This window comes from Snodgrassella sp. W8135, assembly GCF_016101225.1.
Classification (GTDB): Bacteria; Pseudomonadota; Gammaproteobacteria; order Burkholderiales; family Neisseriaceae; genus Snodgrassella; species Snodgrassella alvi.
Map to the genome: position 1 here is coordinate 956552 of NZ_JACFQX010000001.1, position 15075 is coordinate 971626.

Annotated in this window: 16 protein-coding genes; 14 read left to right on the top strand and 2 right to left on the bottom strand. The window is 40.4% G+C overall.

Annotated elements, in window-relative coordinates; all coding sequences use genetic code 11:
- Positions 1–85 precede the first annotated feature (85 nt).
- The 8 genes from lepA (at position 86) to H3T75_RS04285 (ending at position 7952) form a co-directional block, all read left to right on the top strand.
- Positions 86–1876, top strand: coding sequence for a translation elongation factor 4 (lepA, locus tag H3T75_RS04250; RefSeq protein WP_037476315.1), 1791 nt, complete (start codon positions 86–88; stop codon positions 1874–1876).
- A 3-nt stretch (positions 1877–1879) separates the two neighbouring features.
- The gene (gene lepB / locus H3T75_RS04255) at positions 1880–2869 is read left to right on the top strand and encodes a signal peptidase I (RefSeq protein WP_198211121.1); all 990 of its coding nucleotides are present in this window, start codon (positions 1880–1882) and stop codon (positions 2867–2869) included.
- Positions 2870–2946: 77 nt separating this feature from the next.
- Positions 2947–3672, top strand: a complete 726-nt coding sequence (gene rnc / locus H3T75_RS04260; RefSeq protein WP_078475618.1) for a ribonuclease III — start codon at positions 2947–2949, stop codon at positions 3670–3672.
- Positions 3673–3714: 42 nt separating this feature from the next.
- The gene (locus H3T75_RS04265) at positions 3715–4257 is read left to right on the top strand and encodes a DUF2867 domain-containing protein (protein ID WP_144235879.1); all 543 of its coding nucleotides are present in this window, start codon (positions 3715–3717) and stop codon (positions 4255–4257) included.
- A 219-nt stretch (positions 4258–4476) separates the two neighbouring features.
- A complete protein-coding gene (era, locus tag H3T75_RS04270; RefSeq protein WP_198211122.1) occupies positions 4477–5400 on the top strand; it encodes a GTPase Era in 924 nt (307 codons plus the stop codon).
- A 192-nt stretch (positions 5401–5592) separates the two neighbouring features.
- Positions 5593–6153, top strand: a complete 561-nt coding sequence (locus tag H3T75_RS04275; RefSeq protein WP_198211123.1) for a class I SAM-dependent methyltransferase — start codon at positions 5593–5595, stop codon at positions 6151–6153.
- A 30-nt stretch (positions 6154–6183) separates the two neighbouring features.
- A complete protein-coding gene (locus H3T75_RS04280) occupies positions 6184–7047 on the top strand; it encodes an ATP-binding protein (RefSeq protein ID WP_084551946.1) in 864 nt (287 codons plus the stop codon).
- Positions 7048–7121: 74 nt separating this feature from the next.
- Entirely contained in the window at positions 7122–7952 is an 831-nt protein-coding gene (locus H3T75_RS04285) for a murein L,D-transpeptidase family protein (protein WP_198211124.1), read from the top strand.
- Positions 7953–8156: 204 nt separating this feature from the next.
- Here H3T75_RS04285 and H3T75_RS04290 read toward each other — a convergent pair whose 3' ends face one another.
- Together H3T75_RS04290 and xseA are read right to left on the bottom strand one after the other, a co-directional pair.
- On the bottom strand, positions 8157–9026 hold the full coding sequence (locus H3T75_RS04290) for a DUF4261 domain-containing protein (RefSeq protein WP_198211125.1): 870 nt from the start codon (positions 9024–9026) through the stop codon (positions 8157–8159).
- A gap of 179 nt (positions 9027–9205) precedes the next feature.
- Entirely contained in the window at positions 9206–10558 is a 1353-nt protein-coding gene (xseA, locus tag H3T75_RS04295; RefSeq protein ID WP_198211126.1) for an exodeoxyribonuclease VII large subunit, read from the bottom strand.
- 120 nt (positions 10559–10678) lie between these two features.
- On the opposite strand from xseA, the gene lpxK reads away from it, so the two are divergent.
- The 6 genes from lpxK to H3T75_RS04325 all read left to right on the top strand — a co-directional run bounded on the left by lpxK (position 10679) and on the right by H3T75_RS04325 (position 15071).
- Positions 10679–11716 (top strand): tetraacyldisaccharide 4'-kinase, encoded by a 1038-nt coding sequence (lpxK, locus tag H3T75_RS04300; protein ID WP_198211127.1) that lies wholly within the window; start codon positions 10679–10681, stop codon positions 11714–11716.
- A gap of 273 nt (positions 11717–11989) precedes the next feature.
- Entirely contained in the window at positions 11990–12181 is a 192-nt protein-coding gene (locus H3T75_RS04305; RefSeq protein WP_025330730.1) for a Trm112 family protein, read from the top strand.
- Entirely contained in the window at positions 12174–12941 is a 768-nt protein-coding gene (gene kdsB / locus H3T75_RS04310) for a 3-deoxy-manno-octulosonate cytidylyltransferase (protein ID WP_198211128.1), read from the top strand. The genes H3T75_RS04305 and kdsB overlap by 8 nt, the downstream gene beginning before the upstream one ends.
- A gap of 49 nt (positions 12942–12990) precedes the next feature.
- Positions 12991–13638 carry an adenylate kinase gene (gene adk, locus H3T75_RS04315; protein ID WP_037394928.1) on the top strand — a complete coding sequence of 216 codons (648 nt, stop codon included), beginning with the start codon at positions 12991–12993 and terminating at the stop codon, positions 13636–13638.
- Between the two features lie 116 nt (positions 13639–13754).
- Positions 13755–14285: a CNP1-like family protein gene (locus H3T75_RS04320; RefSeq protein ID WP_084551940.1), complete on the top strand. Its 531-nt coding sequence runs from the start codon at positions 13755–13757 to the stop codon at positions 14283–14285.
- Between the two features lie 9 nt (positions 14286–14294).
- A complete protein-coding gene (locus H3T75_RS04325) occupies positions 14295–15071 on the top strand; it encodes a TSUP family transporter (RefSeq protein ID WP_198211279.1) in 777 nt (258 codons plus the stop codon).
- Positions 15072–15075: the final 4 nt, after the last annotated feature.

The following is a 15075-nucleotide window of genomic DNA, read 5'->3' on the forward strand; positions in this document are numbered from 1 at the left end:
GCTAAAATAAGCAGTTATTTTCTGGTTTTCTGGTATTGATTTACCAGAATGTTGCTGTCTGAATTAATTTGAATTATTGGCTTACATGAACAATATACGCAATTTCTCTATTATCGCCCATATTGACCATGGGAAGTCGACACTGGCTGATCGTTTTATTCAGTATTGTGGCGGTCTTGAAAATCGGGAAATGAGTGCACAGGTACTCGATTCCATGGATATTGAAAAAGAGCGCGGTATTACAATTAAAGCTCAAACTGCAGCTTTACAGTATAAAGCTCGTGACGGGCAGGTTTATCAGCTTAATCTGATTGACACCCCGGGGCATGTGGACTTTTCCTATGAGGTATCCCGTTCTCTTTCTGCCTGTGAAGGTGCATTACTGGTGGTAGATGCATCACAGGGGGTAGAAGCTCAGACCGTAGCCAATTGCTATACAGCTATTGACCTGGGGGTAGAGGTTTTACCCGTTCTAAATAAGATTGATTTACCTTCAGCGGAGCCTGAGCGGGTTATAGAAGAAATAGAAGATATTATCGGAATTGAGGCCATTGATGCTGTACGCTGTTCTGCTAAAAGCGGCATCGGTATTGAGGATGTGCTGGAAGAGATTGTAAAAAAAGTACCGGCACCTAATGGTAAAATTGATGCACCGTTAAAAGCGTTAATCATTGATTCATGGTTCGATAATTACGTTGGCGTAGTAATGCTGATACGCATGGTCGATGGAACGGTACGTCTGAAAGATAAAGTTCGTTTCATGGCCACAGGAGCCGAAACACAGGTAGAACAATTGGGTATATTTACACCCAAATCTGTGCAGAAGCAGGAATTAAAAGCCGGTGATGTAGGCTTTTTAATTACCGGTGTCAAAGAGCTTGGTTCGGCTAAAGTAGGTGATACGATTACCCTGGCGCGGGAGCCGGCCAGCGAACCTTTACCCGGTTTTAAAGAAGTGCAGCCGCAGGTGTTTGCCGGTTTATACCCTGTTGAGAGTCACGATTACGATGCATTACGTGAAGCTCTGGAAAAATTACAGCTCAATGATGCTGCATTGAAATTCGAACCGGAAGTTTCACAGGCACTGGGATTCGGTTTTCGTTGTGGTTTTCTTGGTCTGCTACATCTGGAAATTGTCCAGGAAAGGCTTGAACGAGAATTTAATATGGATCTGATTACCACTGCTCCAACGGTGGTATATGAAATACTGATGAAAAGCGGTGAACGCTTAGAGATTGAAAACCCGTCTAAATTACCTGATATCGGTACACTTGAAGCAATTTATGAACCTATTATCACGGCAACTATATTATTGCCTCAGGAATATGTCGGTGCGGTAATGACATTGTGTAATCAGAAGCGCGGTGTTCAGAGAAATATGCAATACATGGGTCGGCAGGTAATGCTGACTTATGAAATGCCAATGAATGAAGTTGTGATGGATTTCTTTGATAAGCTGAAATCAACTTCACGCGGCTATGCTTCGCTTGATTATGAGTTTCTCGAATTCAGGGCTGCAGATCTGGTTAAACTGGATATTCTGGTTAACAGTGAAAAAGTCGATGCGCTCAGTCTGATTGTTCATCGCAGTAATTCAGTTCATCGCGGCAGAGAGCTGGTAGCTAAAATGCGTGAGCTGATTCCGAGACAAATGTTTGATATTGCTGTTCAGGCGGCAATCGGCGGTAAAATTATTGCTCGTGAAAACGTAAAAGCACTGCGCAAAAATGTGCTGGCTAAATGTTATGGCGGCGATATTACCCGTAAGAAAAAATTATTGGAAAAACAAAAAGCCGGTAAAAAACGTATGAAACAGGTGGGTAATGTAGAAATTCCGCAATCTGCCTTTCTGGCGATTTTACAGGTTGGAGATTAATAAATGTCAAACACGATGATTATAGGCGCAGCAATCCTTCTGGTGCTGGGGATAGTTCTATTTTTGAAAAGCTCAAAAAAGCGTGAAGAAAATGGGGAATGGAGCGGAGCATTACAATGGGGGTATTTGCTGATTTTGGTTGGTGCATTTGGTGTATTGTCATACAAAATGAGTTTTACCGCAGTTTTGCTGATTTTTGTATTGTTTACCGGAATAGCCTGGATTATTCATCGTGGCCAGAAGAAAAAAAATCCGGGGCATGTAGATAATAATCACTTTACTGATTACATGAGTGGTTTTTTCCCGATTATTCTGGTGGTATTTATTCTGCGCACTTTTTTAGCTGAGCCTTTTCAGATTCCATCCAGCTCTATGCGTCCGGGGCTGATTACCGGTGATTTTATTCTGGTAAATAAATTTACTTACGGTATCCGTTTGCCAATTCTGAATAATGTACTTATTCCAGTAAACAAAGTAGAGCGTGGTGATGTAATCGTATTCAATTACCCCCGAGATACACGTATAAATTATATTAAACGGGTAATCGGTCTGCCGGGTGATGTTATTACATACAAGGATAAAATCCTGTCAATCAACGGTAAAGTAATCACTGATACTGATGAGCAGAAAATTTATAATTATTCCGAACAGGTTCCTCAGTATGGAAATATCAATATGCAGGCTCAGCAGGTAACCGAACAGCTTGGTAATAAATCGATTCAGATACTGAAAATGCCTCAGCAACCCCCCGTTATTCTGCAAGCAGTACATACTGATTTTCCAGATCGGGAATTGTGTAACTATGATACTGATGGCAGCGGGTTTAGTTGTACCGTTCCTGCAGGAAAATACTTCATGATGGGTGACAATCGCGACAATAGTGAAGATAGCCGTTATTGGGGCTTTGTAGATGATAAGCTTGTTGTAGGTAAAGCCTTTCTGGTATGGCTGAATATGGGTGATATGAAACGAATCGGTACGAAGATTCAGTAATATCTGATACCGGGCGCAAGATTTTTTCTTGCGCTTTGTTTATATAATTATGGTTATTTATTATCAAAGACGGTTAAATGAGAAAAACTGATGTACGCCATGAAAATGCTTTGAAATATGTACAACAAAAGCTTGGCTATCAATTTAAGCAGTCTGATTTATTGCTGCAGGCTTTAACTCACCGCAGTTACAGTGCATTACACAATGAACGTTTTGAATTTGTTGGTGATTCAATTTTAAATTATTCTGTAGCCAAAATGCTGTTTAATGCATTTCCGCGCCTGACAGAGGGTGAACTTTCACGAATGCGGGCGAATCTGGTTAATCAGGAAACACTGGCTCAGATTGCAACTGAACTAAAAATCGGAGACGCTTTATTGCTGGGTACTGGTGAGTTAAAAAGCGGTGGCTTCCGGCGGCCATCTATACTGGCCGATGCTATGGAAGCATTATTTGCCGCAGTGAGCTTTGACGCAGATTTTAATACTGCTGAGACTGTGGTAAGACATTTATACGCAGACCGCATCCGTAATATTAATCCTCAGAATAGTGGAAAAGATGCAAAAACACGTCTGCAGGAAGCCTTGCAGGCACGACATATGCCATTGCCAAAATATCGGATTGTAGATCAGATTGGCGATGTTCATGATTTACAATTTGTAGTGCAATGTGATTTAGGAGAAACCGGCTTTCAGACTGAAGCAGCCGGACACAGCCGGCGTGAAGCAGAACAACAAACCGCACAAACAGCTCTTGTTTGGTTAGAAAAGCAGTTTCCGGCAGCTAAACCTAGAAAAAAATAAATAAGTTACAATACATTGAAGGTGCCATATTGTTATTACTTATTGTCTTACAATAAAGGGGAAATAATGGGAAAAACAAAATCAATTTCTGAAATACTGAATGAATTACCCGAGTGTGTTAGCCTGATTACGGATAAACCGGACTATCTTGATTGTCAGAAAAAAGAAATCGGTAAAAATATTACAGCTTTTGAAGCATATAAAATGATGACATCACGTCAGCCTGAATGGCTAAGAATATTATTTAAAATCAGAGATAATATAGTTAGACCTGCTGGCATACGTACTATAGAGGGATTTACTTATCTGGATGAAGAGAGGATTCAATCCGGTGAAACAAACGCAGCCCATTTCTTTACTATTACTGAAAATACTGCTGATAAACTTACTTTAGTGATTAAAGATTCTCATTTAGATGTTTGTCTTTGCCTGCGTATTACTGATAATACCCAGCAGCCGGATAAAAAAATGCTTTATCTGATCGCTTCAGTAAAAAATCATAATTTTTTGGGACGGTTATATATGATGCCGGTTAGTAAATTTCATCCGTTTATTGTAAATAAACTATTTGAAAACATTGTTTAATCACTCTGAGGTCTTTTGTTACTTAAAGTATTCACTCAGTGAGAATGACTCCGTTTCTCTGAAATCGGTCGAATAAAACTGTATATATTCAGGTAATTTAGTAGTTTATAATTGGTATCTGCAATGTGTTATTTAGCAAAATTGATTTTATTTGTTTTGAAATAATTCAGCTTATTATCAACCATTTTATGGTTATTTGTATCATTTAAGAAAGAATGTATGTCTGAAGTATCCAGTTACAATTATCCACCTCAGTCAGAAAATTTTCGCTGCGGGTTTGTTGCAATTGTTGGCCGGCCTAATGTGGGAAAATCCACATTAATGAACCACCTTATTGGTCAGAAAATCAGTATCACCAGTAAAAAAGCTCAGACTACTCGCCATAAAGTTAATGGTATTTATACCGATAATGAAGCACAGCTGATATTTGTAGATACCCCCGGTTTTCAGACTTATCACCGCAATGCACTTAATGACCGTCTCAATCAGAATGTTACTGAGGCTGTTGCCGGTGTGGATGTTATTGTATTTGTGATTGAAGCATTGCGCTTTTCGGATGCAGACAGAGAAGTACTGCAACAATTACCTGCACATATTCCGGTAGTGCTGGTAATTAATAAGGTCGATAAGGCTAAGGCAAAAGACCAAAGTGTACTGCAGAACTTTATTGATGAAGTACAGCAGGCATATAAATTCACTCAGGTTGCTCTGGTGAGTGCAAAGCACGGACTGGGCGTGGCTCAGCTTGTGCATATTCTCAAGCCCATGCTGCCAATAAGTATTCCGCTCTATCCTGAAGATATGGTGACAGACAAATCGGCAAGATTTCTTGCTATGGAAATTGTGCGGGAGAAACTGTTTCGTTATCTTGGTGAAGAATTACCTTACGCTATGAATGTCGAAGTAGAACAGTTTACCGAGGAAGACGGACTTTACCGGATTTATATTGCAGTTCTGGTAGATAAGGAAAGCCAAAAGGGCATTTTAATTGGTAAAGGCGGGGAAAAACTGAAAAAGATATCTACTGAAGCCAGACTGGATATGGAAAAATTGTTTGAAACAAAAGTTTTTTTAAAGGTTTGGGTAAAAGTAAAATCCGGCTGGGCTGATGACATTCGCTTTTTGCGTGAATTAGGAATGTGAGGTAAGAGTCTGGTAATCCTAAACTTAATATGTATCAATTTTTATTCTGGTATCAGCATTACAGATAAATAAAATTACTATTCATAGTATGCCTGTTTATTTTGTTAATATATAATCTGATATGCTTAATGCTTATTTATCTTAAAGATAGCCTTGGCGGCTATCTAATTATCAGATAGCACAAATTAATTTATGCTTCTCAATATTCTGGATTTTGTACATAAAAACATTCAGCAGACTGTACAGGCTGGCGATACAGTCATTGATGCTACTGCTGGTAACGGGCATGATACTTTGTTTCTGGCCTCATGCGTCGGTGCCCATGGTAAAGTAGTCGCTTTTGATATACAGGCTAGTGCATTAGACGTTACCAGTAACAGACTGGTAAAAGCCGGTTATCGTGAGCGGGTACAGTTAATTCAAGCCGGACATGAACATCTGAGTGAGTATATTCAGAGTAAGGTTAGTGCCATCATATTTAACCTTGGATACTTACCTGGCGGAGATAAAAACTGTACAACCCAAGTCAATACAACCCTTAAGGCGATGCAAAGCGGATTAAACCTTCTTACCGATAATGGTGTATTGGCTGCGGTTTTATATCCGGGTCATGAAGAGGGAAGAATTGAAGCGGAAAGAATACAAACATGGGCGCAAAGCTTACCGCAACAACAGATAGCAGTGTTGAAATATGCTTTTATTAACCGGATAAATGATGCACCCTTTGCATTAATATTGCAAAAACATTCATAATTCATAGCTATAGAAATTGAAGGGAAATAGATGAAACGTAAGGAATTTATCAATCTGGCTGCAACTGTTTTACAGCGGCTGGATGCCATTTTGCCACCATTGGCTCAGGAACCTGACTGGACGGCAGTTGCTTACCGCTGGCATAAATTAGGTAACAAGGGTATTCTGGAAAGTTTACCAAATCCGCATACCTTTTCTCTGGACTGTCTGGCAGCTGTTGATGAGCAGCGCCGACAACTGGTACGTAATACAGAACAGTTTCTTGCTGGCAGACCGGCAAATAATGTATTAATGACAGGAGCACGTGGTACCGGAAAATCATCATTGGTTAAGGCGTTACTGCATCAGTATGCAGATCAGGGGTTGCGTCTGGTTGAGGTTGATAAAAGTGACTTGTTAACGTTACCTGCTTTACTTTCTTTACTAACCGCCAGACCGGAAAAATACATTCTGTTCTGTGATGATTTATCTTTTGAAGACGGTGATGATGCTTACAAAGCATTAAAAACTACCCTTGATGGCGGATTATCCCAGCGATGTGACAATGTACTGGTATATGCTACATCTAACCGCCGGCATTTAATGCCTGAGTATATGGCAGACAATGTGGCTCATACAGGTAATGGCGGAGAAGTTCATCCTCAGGAAGCCGTCGAAGAAAAAGTATCTTTATCGGATCGTTTTGGTTTATGGCTAAGCTTTTACCCATTTGATCAGAATGCATATTTACAGGCTGTACAGAACTGGCTGGAAGAAGCTGGTCTGAATCTGGATGAAACAGCAAGACGTGCAGCATTAAATTGGAGCCAGAGCCGTGGCAGCCGTTCAGGAAGAGTAGCATGGCAGTTTGTATGCGACTGGGCAGGAAGAAATCCTCAGGATAGAATTGTATAGCTAAATCAATTGGTTGTTCTGTATTCAGTTTTCTGATTAACTGCTGGATAACCCGGTCTCAATGGAAACAAATTATGTCTGTATTATTTAGCGAACAATTAATGATATTACTTCCCATATTGATATTTATCGGAAGCATCGGTTTAATTATTTATCCTTTTTTCGCTAATAAAAAAAATCAAGTAAAGACACTATCTCGAAGATTAATGACTATCTGTATGATTGTTATCGGATTTGCGGGGGTAGTTGCAAGTGTATCATTATTTTTTAGAAATTATACTATTGACCAGAAAATTAAAACTATAGATGTAAAAAATACGGCTGTAGCAGTTTCTCCTCCTATTAGTGGTGATAAAATTTATCTGCGAATATTCAAACAAGAGGGAATATTGGAAATATGGTATAAACATAAAAATAACAATTATCAGCTATACAGGACATGGGATATCTGTACATACTCAGGTGGTCTGGGACCTAAAAAAGCCGAAGGGGATGGCAAAAGTCCGGAAGGATTTTACGCAACTGAGAAAAATCTATTAAAACCAAATAGTAATTATCATCTTGCTTTTAACATTGGCTACCCGAATGCCTATGACCGCGCCAATGGATACACAGGGAGTTTTATCATGATTCATGGAAACTGTGTGTCCATCGGTTGCTATGCAATGACTGACAAGGGAATAGAACAAATCTACGCTGTTGTTAATCAGGCTATAAACAGCGGACAGAAGCGAATACCCATTCATATTTTTCCATTCAGAATGACAGCATCAAATATGCAAAAGTTTCAAAACTCAGCTTATATGCCTTTCTGGAGAGAATTGAAGCCTGCTTATGATATTTTTCAGTCAGAGCGCAGAGTAGCTGATATTACTGTGCACAATAAGCATTATGTTATTAAATAAACAGAAGCAGTAAGGTAACTGTCTGATATCGTGATATTTAAAATATTAATTAATTGTGTTCGCATATCTGATTGAACAAACAGTTATTTTTTAATTTACCCAAATGTAAAACGACTTCCGATAACAAATTTAATATCAGAAGTCGTTTTTTATTATTTAATAATGGATAATTTCTGCTCAAGAATGATTTATTGATTTGTTTAACTATTTACTGATTTCTACAACCAAAACATTGCCTGTATCTTTCAGAAAATATTCATCCTCCTGCGGAGCTCGTAATGACAACATTTTATTATCGCCAATTTCCATTGTATCCCCAGGATTCATAGTTGCTCCGCTCTGACGCAGATAGGATAAAATATTACCAAACATATCGAAATAGTCAGAACCTTCATCATGGTTATTTGCTAATACAGCAAAATCAGGCAATCCAAATACATCAGCACCGTAAGTGCGCATCCAGACACCTTTAACGTCTTCTAAAATATATTTAACAAACCCGCAGAAAAATAACGGTAAACAATCGCATAAACTCTTTGCACTGTCTTCATCACTAAGTAAGTTACTTAAAACATTTATAGGCAATGAGGAATGAGCGTTTTCATTAATAACTGCTAATGCGTTAAATTCTTCAAAACATACCGCCAGACGGGATAAAGCTAAATATTGTTCTAATACATCTTCATCATGTCCTGTATAGTACAAAATTACATGACTATCATTTTTACAAACTTGATCTTTGACATCCTGACTATAATGTGCTGGCTCAACACAAGTTTCCAATGCATCAGCAGGAAAAGGCGCATTGAACCCAATAAGTTTAACTACGTGTTTTCCCCAACTTATTAAAGCAAAAACGCCTTGTTCAAGCTCTCCGGCAGGGGTTTCGTATTTGACATTTGTTATTGAAGAATCCAGATATCTTAATTTATCTAATAATTTATCTTTATCAAAATTAAGAGAGCCTTTAAATACTACACTTAATCCTATTGATTGTTTAGTATTTGTATTTTCAGCTACCGTAGTATCTGTATCTTTAGATTTTTTACCAAATAAACGAGCAAACAGTGACATTTAAATTCCTATTCTTATTAAGTTAATTGCCTGTCAAAAATTTATTTAACATAACATTTCAAAGAATAATTTATTTTTAAATTAAAAATCTGAATTTAAATCAACAAAAAATTAATCACCGAATTCTTAGTGATAGCAATTTACGCAATAGAATAGAAATACATTTGAAAATTTATATCTTAATTATCAAATAAATCAGACTGAATTTTCGGCGGAGCAACCTGTACGCTACGTTCACCGCAAGCAAAGCGAATATTAAGATACTGGCCGGTTTTTAATTTGTTGGCATCGCGGATTACCTGCCCGCGCTGATTAGTGACCACGCTATAACCTCTGGCTAGAATCTGTAGAGGAGAGACTGCCTGTAACACAGATGTCTGCTGCTGCAGCCGTTGTTGCGCGCGCATAAAAATATTTTGCCAGATTTGATGTAATTGTTGTTTCCGGTATTCAAGTGCCTGTAGTGCATGAATAGTTTGCGGTCGTGTATTTTCCAGACTGCGTTGTTGCTGTATTAGATTTTGCCGATGCTGCCTGATCTGACGCTGCATGCCAATTTGTAACAGACGTGCTAAATCCCTTAGTTGCTGCTGCTGTTGCTGCCAGTTTTGCTGCGGGTGCTTTAACTGACGAGCAAGCCAGTCCAGTTTTTGTGAAGCATCATAATAACGTTGTTCCAGTAATTGGTGTATACGCTTTTGCCATTGAGTAACACTATGTCTTAGTTGCGCCATATCAGGGCTTACTAATTCGGCAGCAGCCGTCGGTGTCGGGGCGCGAACATCTGAGGCAAAATCGGTCAGGGTAAAGTCAGTTTCATGACCAACACCGCTCACAGTGGGAATTGTGCTGTCGGCTACAGTTCGTACGACGATTTCTTCATTATAAGACCACAAATCCTCAATACTGCCGCCTCCTCGGCAAATTATCAGTACATCAGCCAGTGCCTGCTGATTGGCACTGGTAATAGCAGCAGCAATCTGATGTTCACTCCCTGCACCCTGTACGGCTGTCGGATAAACAATAACACGGATACCGCTATGGCGCCGGCGCAGGGTTGTTACAACATCGCGTAAAGCTGCTGCGGCCAGACTGGTCACTACACCGACCACTTTAGGATGAACAGGTAGCGGACGTTTGCGTTCCTTTGAAAATAAACCTTCGGCAGTTAACTGCTGTTTCAGCCGCTCATAAGCTTCATATAACTGTCCTAGCCCTTTGTGGCGCACTGCATTAATGGTAATCTGAAACTCACCCCGTGCTTCGTAAATACTGATTTTTCCGGCCACTTCTATATGATCACCTTCCTGTAAGGGCTGGCTCAGCTGCTGTGCCACACCTTTAAACAGTACACATCTGACTTGTGCACGGGCATCTTTTAAAGAAAAATAGAAATGACCGCTGGCTGCACGGGTAAGATTAGAAACTTCACCGCCAACCCATAAATCAATCAGATTGTCTTCAAGCAATTGACGGGCATAAGCATTGAGTTCAGATACACTTAAAGCAGCCGGAGCAAAGAAATCAGACATAATGGATACCATATTCAGAGCGGTTTTATTCTGTAGATATTATACGGCGTTTTTTTATCATAGTTCAGTTCTGCATATACAGCGTGGTATAGTGCAGCTTTGTAATTAATAGGCAGAGTTATGGGCTGGTTAGCCGGTTTAATACAAAAGCACTGGCAGCATCCGCGTATAGCGCTGGTATTGTTACTGTGGCCGCTTGCACGATTATTTCAAAGTATTGCTTTGTTACGGCGCTGGCTGTACAAATCGGGCATTTTGCCGACTAAAAAACTGCCTTGTCCGGTAGTGGTTATCGGTAACATTCATGTTGGCGGTGTTGGTAAAACACCTTTAGTCGCTGCGCTGGTACAGACCTTACAGCAGCGGCAGATAAGGGTTGGTATCATCAGCCGAGGCTATGGGCGTTTAAGTAAAGAAACGGTTATTCTGCATGCCCAATCTACCGCGGCAGAAGCCGGAGATGAACCATTAATGCTGTTTCAGCAAACTCAGGCACCGGTTGCAGTTGCTTCTACTCGTGAAGCTGCCGGCAGAGCATTGTTAAATGCATATCCGGATTTACAGCTTTTATTAAGTGATGATGGTTTACAACATTATGCACTTTGCCGGGATATGGAAGTTATAGTATTTCCGGCTGCAGATATCGGAAAAAAACTGGATATATTGCCTAATGGCCCATTGCGCGAACCCGTTGAGCGCCTACAGGGAGCAGATGCGGTAGTATTCAGTCAGGGTGATGCGAATTCTGTTCGGCAGGCACAGCAACTAAGTTTAATAAAAACACAATGGTGTGGTTTCAGTCAATTGAACTATGGCGATTTCTATTGTTTAAATCAGCCGCAACAGACTGCAAAAGCCCATGAATTTTCAGAAAAAAAATGCGCGGCAATTGCAGGTATCGGACAACCGCAACGTTTTTTTCAGGCATTACAGATACTGGGTATTCATCTGAAAGAAACCATTGCGCTGAATGATCATGCAACCATTCAACCCGAAGACTGGCCTGATGCAGAAATAATATTTATTACAGAAAAAGATGCAGTCAAACTGAAAAAACCTTTGCAATATAATATTTGGGTCTTACCACTTTCAGCACAAATCTGCCCGGAGTTAGCTGAATTGATTCAGTTAAAATTAGACTTACACCATTCTAAATAAAATAAATACGTTTCTGCAATGAAAAAGATGCCATGGACTCCGGCTGCTGGTAGAATTTCAATAAATTGTCAGTATATCGTTGGAAGACGATACAAACTGACTACGATTTCAGGTTCTGTATTAAGCAGCCTCTATATTGCCATTTTAATATATGGTAAAGTCATTCAAAGACGATATTTATAAATTATTAACTGGTATTACTGCATTCAGGAAACCTGCTAAATCAACAACCATAAACTTCGCTTGCCACCTTTGCGAAACTAAGGATTAAAAATGAATCAAAAATATCTGGATATACTGGTATGCCCCGAGTGTAAAGGAAAACTGCAATGGCATGCACAGCAGCAGGAACTGTGGTGTAAAGCATCACGGCTGGCTTATCCGGTAAAAGATGGTATTCCCTATATGCTGGTAAATGAAGCTCGTAATTTAACTGATGAAGAATGTACGGCGACACATGAGTAATTTTGTTGTTCTGATTCCGGCACGACTATCCTCCAGTCGTTTACCCAATAAGGCTTTAGCCGATATACATGGTAAACCGATGGTAGTAAGGGTAGCTGAGCGTGCACTTGCCAGCAAAGCCGGAAGAGTAGTTGTGGCAACAGATCATGCTGATATTCAGACTGCATGTCAGGTTCATGGAATTGAAGCTGTTTTAACCGCTCCGGAGCATGAGAGCGGGACAACTCGTCTGGCTGAAGCAGCCGGCATTCTGAATCTCGCTGGAGAAGACTGTGTTGTAAATGTCCAGGGTGATGAACCTTTGATTGAACCTGAGCTGATTAATGCTGTAGCTGAACAATTACAGCAAAGTTCAGCACCAATGGCCACAGCAGCACATCTATTAACTGATTACACAGATTTTACAGATGCCAATTGTGTTAAAGTTGTATTAAACAACAAAAATAATGCCTTGTACTTTAGCCGTGCGGCTATTCCATGGCCGCGTGAATTAATGCGCAGCGGCACTGAAGTCATGCCGGCAAATATTCCGGTATATCGTCATATTGGCATTTATGGTTATCGGGTACAATTTTTGCACCAATATGCAGATTTGACTCCATCACCATTAGAACAGGCTGAATCACTTGAGCAGCTGCGCGTACTGTGGCATGGTTACAATATTGCGGTACAAATCACACCGCATGCTCCGGCTGCGGGTGTGGATACAGCTGCGGATCTGGAGCGTGTACGCACGAACTGGACAGAAGTAAAAAAATAAATATTAGTAATAATATTAAATCAAATCACAGATATATTCAGGAGTTGAAATGAAAGTTTTATTATTAGGTGCACCGGGTGCCGGAAAAGGCACACAGGCACAGTTTATTACTGCTGCGTTTAACATACCGCAGATTTCTACCGGAGACATGCTGCGTGCAGCAGTAAAAGCCGGCACACCTTTGGGCATTGAAGCCAAAAAAATTATGGATGCGGGCGGGCTGGTTCGTGACGATATTATTATAGGTCTGGTAAAAGAGCGTATTGCCCAGCCGGATTGTGCTAATGGTTTCTTATTTGATGGTTTCCCGCGTACACTGGCTCAGGCTGAAGCAATGGAAAAAGCGGGTGTGCATCTGGATGCTGTAGTAGAGATTGCCGTACCCGATGATGTCATTATTGAACGTTTGTCCGGTCGCCGTGTCCATCTTGCTTCAGGCAGAACTTATCATCTGGTTTACAATCCGCCAAGAGTCAACAATATTGATGATGAAACCGGTGAACCACTGATTCAGCGTGATGATGATCAGGAAGAAACCATTAAAAAACGTTTACAGGTGTATCACGAGCAAACAGAAGTACTGATTGATTTCTATGGTAAACAGAATGATGCCAATGCACCGGACTATATCCGTGTAGACGGAACTCAACCGGTAGAAGCAGTAAAAACTCAGGTTCTGGCCGCCTTAAAACTTTGATGGCAGAATCCGGCTGTCTGTTCTCATAAGATTACAGACAGCTTTTTGTTGTATGACAAATGATAAACAGTATTTCAGAATAAAGCCGGATTGTATATCCGGTTTCGGAGCATGGTATGAAAGTTACCAAAACCGTATTGACTGTATTACTTCTTGGTGTTTGTGCTTGTGCACTGGCACGCAGGGAAACTTTATATAACGAGCATTATATTGGGCCTGATGAAAATCAGCCTTGGGAAGAGCAGGCTGTACCTATGCCTGCGTATCCGGCCGGTAATGAGCAATGGGCTGATGTTTATATCAGCCAGACATATCAGGGCCAGCCAAAATTAATGCTGAACAGTATTCAAATCAATACAGACCGTACTATCCATTATATTCTGAACCAGCAATCAGATCAGGGGATTAATAACCTTACTGCTGAAGCTATTCATTGCCCGACACGGCGCATGAAGGTGTTCGGATATGGTGACGATGTGAATAAACGCTGGATACAGCCGCGCAATAGTCAATGGAAAGTAATCGGTACCAGCCTGAATCAACTGGATAAAGTGCGTTCGGTGCTGTATCAGACTTTCTGCGAAGACGGGTTACCCCGTAATCAGCAAGAGTTAATTAAACGTATTACCACACGTGCCATGCGCTAGTAGGGATATATCGTGGAATGGTTAAGTGATTCTCATATCTGGTGGTTATTAATTATCGGATTCAGTGCCGGTTTAATGGATGCAGCTGTCGGTGGTGGCGGGTTGTTACAAATCCCCGGGCTTTTTAATATACTACCTGAGAAGACCTTCTCACTGATTATTTTTGGGGTAAATAAATTTGCCTCTGCATGTGGTACTTTGGTAGCAGCTGTGCGATATACCCGACGTATACCCGTTCCATGGGCAATGCTATTACCTGCTGCCTTACTTGCATTTGCTTCTGCATATCTGGGTACTCATGTTGTGGAATATCTGCCCACAGCATGGATGAAACCGTCTATTCTGGTTATTTTAATCATTATGGCGATTTATACCTTTTTGAAAAAGGATTTGGGTCAGGTTCAGCGCCAAAGTCAGCTGACTCGGCGTGAGTATACTATTGGACTGTTAATGGGTGCTTTAATTGGTTTATACGATGGTATATTCGGTCCCGGTACAGGCAGCTTACTGGCTTTTATATTTGTTCGTTTTTTTGCCTTTGACTTTATTACCGCAACAGCATCTTCTAAAGTTATTAATCTCATGACAAATATTGCCGCGCTGATATATTTTATTTCACATCAGTATGTCGTTTGGCATTGGGCGATTCCCTTGGCTATTGCTAATCTGAGCGGAGGGATCATCGGTGCCGGATTAGCAATGCGTGGCGGCAGCAAATTAATACGTAAAATTTTTATTATTCTGCTATGTATTATGATTGGTAAATTTGGCTACGATTTACTGTAATTTA

What these genes read in the sequence shown, in the direction of transcription:
- adk (WP_037394928.1), top strand. Translation starts at nt 12,991, where the DNA reads ATGAAAGTTTTATTATTAGGTGCACCGGGTGCCGGAAAAGGCACACAG.
- era (WP_198211122.1), top strand. Translation starts at nt 4,477, where the DNA reads ATGTCTGAAGTATCCAGTTACAATTATCCACCTCAGTCAGAAAATTTT.
- lepB (WP_198211121.1), top strand. Translation starts at nt 1,880, where the DNA reads ATGTCAAACACGATGATTATAGGCGCAGCAATCCTTCTGGTGCTGGGG.
- xseA (WP_198211126.1), bottom strand. Translation starts at nt 10,558, where the DNA reads ATGTCTGATTTCTTTGCTCCGGCTGCTTTAAGTGTATCTGAACTCAAT.
- H3T75_RS04320 (WP_084551940.1), top strand. Translation starts at nt 13,755, where the DNA reads ATGAAAGTTACCAAAACCGTATTGACTGTATTACTTCTTGGTGTTTGT.
- kdsB (WP_198211128.1), top strand. Translation starts at nt 12,174, where the DNA reads ATGAGTAATTTTGTTGTTCTGATTCCGGCACGACTATCCTCCAGTCGT.
- H3T75_RS04280 (WP_084551946.1), top strand. Translation starts at nt 6,184, where the DNA reads ATGAAACGTAAGGAATTTATCAATCTGGCTGCAACTGTTTTACAGCGG.
- H3T75_RS04290 (WP_198211125.1), bottom strand. Translation starts at nt 9,026, where the DNA reads ATGTCACTGTTTGCTCGTTTATTTGGTAAAAAATCTAAAGATACAGAT.
- H3T75_RS04305 (WP_025330730.1), top strand. Translation starts at nt 11,990, where the DNA reads ATGAATCAAAAATATCTGGATATACTGGTATGCCCCGAGTGTAAAGGA.
- H3T75_RS04285 (WP_198211124.1), top strand. Translation starts at nt 7,122, where the DNA reads ATGTCTGTATTATTTAGCGAACAATTAATGATATTACTTCCCATATTG.
- lepA (WP_037476315.1), top strand. Translation starts at nt 86, where the DNA reads ATGAACAATATACGCAATTTCTCTATTATCGCCCATATTGACCATGGG.
- H3T75_RS04275 (WP_198211123.1), top strand. Translation starts at nt 5,593, where the DNA reads ATGCTTCTCAATATTCTGGATTTTGTACATAAAAACATTCAGCAGACT.
- lpxK (WP_198211127.1), top strand. Translation starts at nt 10,679, where the DNA reads ATGGGCTGGTTAGCCGGTTTAATACAAAAGCACTGGCAGCATCCGCGT.
- rnc (WP_078475618.1), top strand. Translation starts at nt 2,947, where the DNA reads ATGAGAAAAACTGATGTACGCCATGAAAATGCTTTGAAATATGTACAA.